Source organism: Mesorhizobium sp. P2_C7 (assembly GCF_056404515.1).
On the sequence record NZ_JBFUDW010000034.1, the window covers coordinates 1 to 7882 of the forward strand.

Below are 7882 nucleotides of genomic sequence, written 5' to 3' on the forward strand. Positions count from 1 at the left end.
AGGTTCAGCAGGACTCTGCCGCCCACGTTTCTCTTTCTTCTTTCTCTTTCTTCAATATTCAATTTTCAAAGAACAGACACCGCAGACGCAGTGTCGTGGCCCGTTTCGCTTTTGGCTCCGGGGCCGTCCGAGTGTCGCTTACGCGGCTCTCTTGAATCTCACAACGGGCAGGCTTAGAAGCAAACTTCTTCGTCGCCAGCGGCGTGCCGCCCTCGTTGGTGAGGCGTATATAGTCGCCACCCTCAACAACTGTCAACAGCCAAGATCATCCTTTTTTCGATTTCTCGTGGAGATCTCGGCGAGGCCCGAATTTGTGAGTTGGCTTGGCCCGATTGTGACCGGCTTTCCGGGGCAGCTTATCCGCATGAAGCACGCCACCAGATCAGCGCCGGGCGGATGCCATCGGCCCGAAATCGCTGGTCGCGCTTGGCGGAGCGCCCTGGCCGCGCCCTGCTTGAGCGCCGGTTAGAGCCGTTCTTCAAGCAATTCCGGCGTGATGTTGCGGCCGGCGTAAAAGACGCCCAAAATCAGTACCCGCTCGCCCTCGACGGCGAATGCAATGCTGACAGCGCGCCGGTACCCAACAATCCGCAGCCCAGGCATGATCTCGACCCGCTCGGTGCCGCGCTGTGGAAAAGTCGACAGGTCGAGACAATGCTCGCGGATACCCACAACGAAATTCCAGGCGATCGCAGGCGATGCGCGTTCCGCTATGTCGTCATACAGCGCTTCCAGCTCGGACTCCGCCTTGGGGTGGAAGACAATCTGATAGTCCATCCCCTACTTGGCTTTCGCCTGTTTCGCGCGATGACGCGCCTCCAGCCGCGAAAACACCTTGTCGACAGGGATTCCTTTCGTTGGATCCCGCTGGAGCTCGGCCAGGCGCGACGGTACGTCTTCGCGCAGCCATTTCTCTCGCTCCGCCTCGAAGTCCTCGAGCATGCGCAGGCCCGCGCGGACAACCTCGCTGGCATTGTTGTAGCGGCCTGATTCGAGCTGCTTCCTGATGAAGCTCTCATAGTGGTCGTTTAAAGCGTAATTTGGCATGGCAACCTCCTGCAAACATTATGGGAGCGCCCAACGCGGATAGCAATAGATGTCAACTATTATCAATATGGCTGATTCGGCCATGCTCCACCTTGCCGCCATCCGGCTCCGGGAGAGGTACCGTCGCCTGATTCGGCACGACCGGAATGTCGTCTCAGCCTTGAGGGCGCCGGCGCGATCGAGGAGCGGCATGCAAAGTCGATGCCCGCGGTCGTCATCTCCATGGCAGCATGCGCGCGACGACGGACGCGAACTCCAACCGGATCGCCGACGCGCTCGGGATGTCATCTCTGTCCGGTTTTGTCGTGTCACGCGGACATTGTCGTTTGCGCTTCCGATCTTCGGCTCACATATGCTCCAAACGCGCAACGCCCGTCGGCTGCTGCCTGACGGGCGTTTGGTTTGCGGGGACAGGCTTTGTCTTATTTGTCCGGCTGCGTCGGCTATCCCTGCTTGCGGGCCCCTGAGGGGTTCGAATCCATGGCCACGGTCAGTCGGATACAAAAACAGCCCGGGCTTGGCCGGGCTGTTTTAATTTGGTTGCGGGGACAGGATTTGAACCTGTGACCTTCAGGTTATGAGCCTGACGAGCTACCGGGCTGCTCCACCCCGCGTCAACTAAGAAGTAAGCGCAAGCCTACGATAGGGATGGCCTACAGATAGGTAGAAGCCTCACCAAATGAAAGGGCCGCTTACGCGGCCCGTGATCCCGTTGGCGGGCCTGTTCATAAAGAGAAGATTTCTCTCCATCCGATTTGGATGTGAGATCAACGTGCGTTTGGCAGACCTGGCAGCGACCTACTCTCCCGCGTCTTGAGACGAAGTACCATCAGCGCTGGAGCGTTTCACGGCCGAGTTCGGAATGGGATCGGGTGCAGCCGCTCCGCCATAACCACCAGGTCGGCAAAACGCACGTTGTTCGAGAAGCTGTTGAGCGAATAGCCATTCGTGAGTAGCCAATAGGGATTACCTATTTTTTGGCCGTCTCGGAGCTGTTCGCTGGTCTTTTTTGTGCCTGGTCGTTCTTGGGTCTGGCCCTTCGAAGCGAAGCTTCGCAAGGTCGACCGACCGTCGGCGCCGATGCGCCGCACCCGTAGCGCCGCCCGCAGGGCGGAACAAGCGTGAGTAAGAACAAACCATCTGACTTCTGGCGACAATCCTTTGGATTGCGCCGAGATGGGCATAAGGAATGAGAACGATCAAGCCGATCGAACTATTAGTACCGGTAAGCTTCAAGCGTTGCCGCTCTTCCACACCCGGCCTATCAACGTGGTCGTCTTCCACGGTTCTCAGGGAATACTCGTTTTAAGGTGGGTTTCCCGCTTAGATGCCTTCAGCGGTTATCCCGTCCGGATATAGCTACCCTGCTATGCGGCTGGCGCCACAACAGGTCCACCAGAGATCCGTCCATCCCGGTCCTCTCGTACTAGGGACAGATCCTTTCAATATTCCTACACCCACGGCAGATAGGGACCGAACTGTCTCACGACGTTCTGAACCCAACTCACGTACCGCTTTAAATGGCGAACAGCCATACCCTTGGGACCTGCTCCAGCCCCAGGATGCGATGAGTCGACATCGAGGTGCCAAACAACCCCGTCGATATGGACTCTTGGGGGTCATCAGCCTGTTATCCCCGGCGTACCTTTTATTCGTTGAGCGATGGCCCTTCCACGCGGGACCACCGGATCACTATGACCGACTTTCGTCTCTGCTCGACTTGTCAGTCTCGCAGTCAGGCAGGCTTATGCCATTGCACTCAGCGAACGATTTCCGACCGTTCTGAGCCCACCATCGCGCGCCTCCGTTACTCTTTAGGAGGCGACCGCCCCAGTCAAACTACCCACCATACATTGTCCCGGACCCGGATAACGGGCCGCGGTTAGACATCCATAGTAATAAGGGTGGTATTTCAAGGGTGGCTCCACCTGAGCTGGCGCCCAGGTTTCAAAGCCTACCACCTATCCTACACATGCCACTACGAATGCCAATGTAAAGCTATAGTAAAGGTGCACGGGGTCTTTCCGTCTAACCGCAGGAACCCCGCATCTTCACGGGGAATTCAATTTCACTGAGTCTATGCTGGAGACAGCGGGGAAGTCGTTACGCCATTCGTGCAGGTCGGAACTTACCCGACAAGGAATTTCGCTACCTTAGGACCGTTATAGTTACGGCCGCCGTTTACTGGGGCTTCGATTCAGAGCTTGCACCCCTCCTCTTAACCTTCCAGCACCGGGCAGGCGTCAGACCCTATACGTCGTCTTGCGACTTCGCAGAGCCCTGTGTTTTTGATAAACAGTCGCTACCCCCTGGTCTGTGCCACCCTCCTCCACTTGCGTGGAAAAGGGTCACGCTTCTTCCGAAGTTACGCGTGCAATTTGCCGAGTTCCTTCAGCATAGTTCTCTCAAGCGCCTTGGTATACTCTACCAGACCACCAGTGTCGGTTTCGGGTACGGTTTATAAGGAGGAGCTATTTCCTGGAACCACGCAGCAGCCCGTTCAATCCGATAAGATTGGACTACCTCAATGATCCGTCACTACCTCCAAGCCCACGAATATTAACGTGGTTCCCATCGACTACGCGTTTCCGCCTCGTCTTAGGGGCCGGCTAACCCTGCTCAGATTAGCTTTAAGCAGGAACCCTTGGTCTTTCGGCGGGGGAGTCTCTCACTCCCCTTACGTTACTCATGTCAGCATTCGCACTTCTGATACCTCCACCACCCCTCACGGGTATGGCTTCATCAGCTTACAGAACGCTCCGCTACCGCTCGTGATTGCTCACGAACCCTAAGCTTCGGTGTATGGCTTTAGCCCCGTTACATTTTCGGCGCAAAGACCCTTATTTAGACCAGTGAGCTGTTACGCTTTCTTTAAATGATGGCTGCTTCTAAGCCAACATCCTGGTTGTTTTGGGATCCTCACATCCTTTCCCACTTAGCCATAACTTGGGGACCTTAGCTGTAGGTCAGGGTTGTTTCCCTTTTCACGACGGACGTTAGCACCCGCCGTGTGTCTGCCGACTAGTACTCCCAGGTATTCGGAGTTTGGTTAGGTTTGGTAATCCGGTGAGGACCCCTAGCCCATCCAGTGCTCTACCCCCTGGGGTATTCGGTCGACGCTCTACCTAAATAGATTTCGCGGAGAACCAGCTATTTCCGAGTTTGATTGGCCTTTCACCCCTAGCCACAAGTCATCCCGAACTATTGCAACAGTTATGGGTTCGGTCCTCCAGTAAGTGTTACCTTACCTTCAACCTGCTCATGGCTAGATCACTCGGTTTCGGGTCTAATGCGACGAACTGAACGCCCTGTTCAGACTCGCTTTCGCTGCGCCTACACCTAGCGGTTTAAGCTTGCTCGTCACACTAAGTCGCTGACCCATTATACAAAAGGTACGTGGTCACCCAGGACGAACCTTGGGCTTCCACTGTTTGTAGGCAATCGGTTTCAGGTACTCTTTCACTCCCCTTGTCGGGGTGCTTTTCACCTTTCCCTCACGGTACTAGTTCGCTATCGGTCATGCACGAGTACTTAGGCTTGGAGGGTGGTCCCCCCAATTTCAGACAGGATTTCACGTGTCCCGCCTTACTCGAGGACGATGATTTGCATTACGCGTACGGGGCTGTCACCCACTATGGCCCTACTTTCCAGAAGGTTCCGCTTGTCTCATCATCGCCACTGGCCTGGTCCGGGTTCGCTCGCCGCTACTTCCGGAGTCTCGGTTGATGTCCTTTCCTACGGGTACTTAGATGTTTCAGTTCCCCGCGTTCGCCACTTTACCCCTATGTATTCAGGGTAAGTTACCTATTATCGATACTTGGAAACCACAGCAGCATCAGCGCAATCTCGAAGAGATTGTCGCTCCAACGCGATCCCAAAGAGATCGCGCAGGCCTGCTGCTCTGATTTTCCAAGTACCTTAGGTGGGTTTCCCCATTCGGAAATCTACGGATCAAAGGGTATTCGCACCTCCCCGTAGCTTATCGCAGCGTATCACGTCCTTCATCGCCTGTGCATGCCAAGGCATCCACCAATTGCCCTTAAGACACTTGATCGTTCTCATTGCCAATACCCATCCGCGCGATCTCGAAGAGATCGTCGCATGGGCCAAATCCTGTGCGGGATTTAGCCCGATGTCATTGGCACAAAAAGACCAGCTTCTCGAGATCGGTTCGAGGGTGCGGTTAGGCAAACCCATCATATGCGGGAGATTGAGCGTCTCCCGCGACAAATCACAAGCCTTTTGGGCTCATGAAGTTCGAACAAATCTTCTCTTTACGATGTCAAACAGAACAGGCGGGAAAGCCAAGAAAGCTTCCCGCAAATCTTTTTTCGAATGACTTTTTCTCGGACACCTTCATCTCCACTCGACACCTCTTTCTTCCCTGGAGAAGAAGCGACAATCCTTGCGGATTGCGCGAGTGGTGGAGCCGGACGGGATCGAACCGACGACATCCTGCTTGCAAAGCAGGCGCTCTCCCAGCTGAGCTACGGCCCCTGATTATTTTCCCGATATCGCCATCAAGAAGATGGCAGGCATCGAGGAGATCCGACAATCCTTGCGGATTGCGAAGTGGTGGGCCTGGGAGGACTTGAACCTCCGACCTCACGCTTATCAAGCGCGCGCTCTAACCAACTGAGCTACAAGCCCTAAGCCCTAAGCCCGCAGATGGTAGTCGGCTTCGAGGCAGAGCCTCGCAAGGCCGCCAAATCTAACTAAAACCGGCGGCCGTCGCGGCTCGTGCCGCGCCCTCGCGGAGCGCCAGCACCCGCCCATCTTAATCAACAGGAGGGTGCGACACGGCGCGCGAGCGCAATCCAAAGTCATTCGCTGAAGAAAGAGAAACGAAGGCGGCAGACCCGCTTAAGGTATGCGCGACGGTCAGAGTGACTCTCTGCCGTCTTGTTCCAAGAGAACCGAAAGGCAGAGGCTCATCAGATGAGCGTTTCCATTAAGGTTCTTCCTTAGAAAGGAGGTGATCCAGCCGCAGGTTCCCCTACGGCTACCTTGTTACGACTTCACCCCAGTCGCTGACCCTACCGTGGTCGCCTGCCTCCTTGCGGTTAGCACAGCGCCTTCGGGTAAAACCAACTCCCATGGTGTGACGGGCGGTGTGTACAAGGCCCGGGAACGTATTCACCGCGGCATGCTGATCCGCGATTACTAGCGATTCCAACTTCATGCACTCGAGTTGCAGAGTGCAATCCGAACTGAGATGGCTTTTGGAGATTAGCTCGACCTCGCGGTCTCGCTGCCCACTGTCACCACCATTGTAGCACGTGTGTAGCCCAGCCCGTAAGGGCCATGAGGACTTGACGTCATCCCCACCTTCCTCTCGGCTTATCACCGGCAGTCCCCTTAGAGTGCCCAACTGAATGCTGGCAACTAAGGGCGAGGGTTGCGCTCGTTGCGGGACTTAACCCAACATCTCACGACACGAGCTGACGACAGCCATGCAGCACCTGTCACCGGTCCAGCCGAACTGAAGGGATCCATCTCTGGAAACCGCGACCGGGATGTCAAGGGCTGGTAAGGTTCTGCGCGTTGCTTCGAATTAAACCACATGCTCCACCGCTTGTGCGGGCCCCCGTCAATTCCTTTGAGTTTTAATCTTGCGACCGTACTCCCCAGGCGGAGAGCTTAATGCGTTAGCTGCGCCACCGACAAGTAAACTTGCCGACGGCTAGCTCTCATAGTTTACGGCGTGGACTACCAGGGTATCTAATCCTGTTTGCTCCCCACGCTTTCGCACCTCAGCGTCAGTACCGAGCCAGTGAGCCGCCTTCGCCACTGGTGTTCCTCCGAATATCTACGAATTTCACCTCTACACTCGGAATTCCACTCACCTCTCTCGGACTCGAGATTGCCAGTATTAAAGGCAGTTCCGGGGTTGAGCCCCGGGATTTCACCCCTAACTTAACAATCCGCCTACGTGCGCTTTACGCCCAGTAATTCCGAACAACGCTAGCCCCCTTCGTATTACCGCGGCTGCTGGCACGAAGTTAGCCGGGGCTTCTTCTACGGTTACCGTCATTATCTTCACCGTTGAAAGAGCTTTACAACCCTAGGGCCTTCATCACTCACGCGGCATGGCTGGATCAGGCTTTCGCCCATTGTCCAATATTCCCCACTGCTGCCTCCCGTAGGAGTYTGGGCCGTGTCTCAGTCCCAATGTGGCTGATCATCCTCTCAGACCAGCTATGGATCGTCGCCTTGGTAGGCCATTACCCCACCAACTAGCTAATCCAACGCGGGCTCATCCATCTCCGATAAATCTTTCTCCCGAAGGACGTATACGGTATTAGCTCCAGTTTCCCGGAGTTGTTCCGTAGAGATGGGTAGATTCCCACGCGTTACTCACCCGTCTGCCGCTCCTCTTGCGAGGCGCTCGACTTGCATGTGTTAAGCCTGCCGCCAGCGTTCGTTCTGAGCCAGGATCAAACTCTCAAGTTTTGAAACTTTGATTGGCTTTTATCTGGTCACGCTTTGAATTGACGAGAACATTCACACCTAGACACTCACGTGTCTTGGTAGACTTTATTCTCTCAAAACGTGTCCGCCAAAGTCTCGTTCGAACAACCTATCCCTGGCGGGATAAGAGGTTCAGCAGGACTCTGCCGCCCACGTTTCTCTTTCTTCAATATTCAATTTTCAAAGAACAGACACCGCAGACGCAGTGTCGTGGCCCGTTTCGCTTTTGGCTCCGGGGCCGTCCGAGTGTCGCTTACGCGGCTCTCTTGAATCTCACAACGGGCAGGCTTAGAAGCAAACTTCTTCGTCGCCAGCGGCGTGCCGCCCTCGTTGGTGAGGCGTATATAGTCGCCACCCTCAACAA

At 55.4% G+C, this 7882-nt stretch carries 2 protein-coding genes, 3 tRNA genes, 3 rRNA genes and 1 pseudogene; all 9 read right to left on the reverse strand.

Annotated elements, in window-relative coordinates:
* Positions 1-465: 465 nt before the first annotated feature.
* On the reverse strand, positions 466-777 hold the full coding sequence (locus AC1D2G_RS34155; RefSeq protein ID WP_477419581.1) for a type II toxin-antitoxin system RelE/ParE family toxin: 312 nt from the start codon (positions 775-777) through the stop codon (positions 466-468).
* Positions 778-780: 3 nt separating this feature from the next.
* On the reverse strand, positions 781-1047 hold the full coding sequence (locus AC1D2G_RS34160) for a type II toxin-antitoxin system ParD family antitoxin (RefSeq protein WP_477419583.1): 267 nt from the start codon (positions 1045-1047) through the stop codon (positions 781-783).
* A 537-nt stretch (positions 1048-1584) separates the two neighbouring features.
* Positions 1585-1661: transfer RNA gene (locus AC1D2G_RS34165), tRNA-Met, on the reverse strand.
* A 171-nt stretch (positions 1662-1832) separates the two neighbouring features.
* Positions 1833-1947 (reverse strand): 5S ribosomal RNA (gene rrf, locus AC1D2G_RS34170).
* 295 nt (positions 1948-2242) lie between these two features.
* Positions 2243-5101 (reverse strand): 23S ribosomal RNA (locus AC1D2G_RS34175).
* Positions 5102-5468: 367 nt separating this feature from the next.
* Positions 5469-5544: transfer RNA gene (locus tag AC1D2G_RS34180), tRNA-Ala, on the reverse strand.
* 76 nt (positions 5545-5620) lie between these two features.
* A tRNA-Ile gene (locus tag AC1D2G_RS34185) sits at positions 5621-5697 on the reverse strand.
* A gap of 318 nt (positions 5698-6015) precedes the next feature.
* A 16S ribosomal RNA gene (locus tag AC1D2G_RS34190) occupies positions 6016-7500 on the reverse strand.
* Together the 16S, 23S and 5S rRNA genes with 3 tRNA genes alongside form the textbook arrangement of a ribosomal RNA operon.
* Positions 7501-7691: 191 nt before the next feature.
* A pseudogene (locus AC1D2G_RS34195) lies at positions 7692-7882 on the reverse strand (hypothetical protein); the annotation flags it as partial.

What these genes read in the sequence shown, in the direction of transcription:
- AC1D2G_RS34155 (WP_477419581.1), bottom strand. Translation starts at nt 777, where the DNA reads ATGGACTATCAGATTGTCTTCCACCCCAAGGCGGAGTCCGAGCTGGAA.
- AC1D2G_RS34160 (WP_477419583.1), bottom strand. Translation starts at nt 1,047, where the DNA reads ATGCCAAATTACGCTTTAAACGACCACTATGAGAGCTTCATCAGGAAG.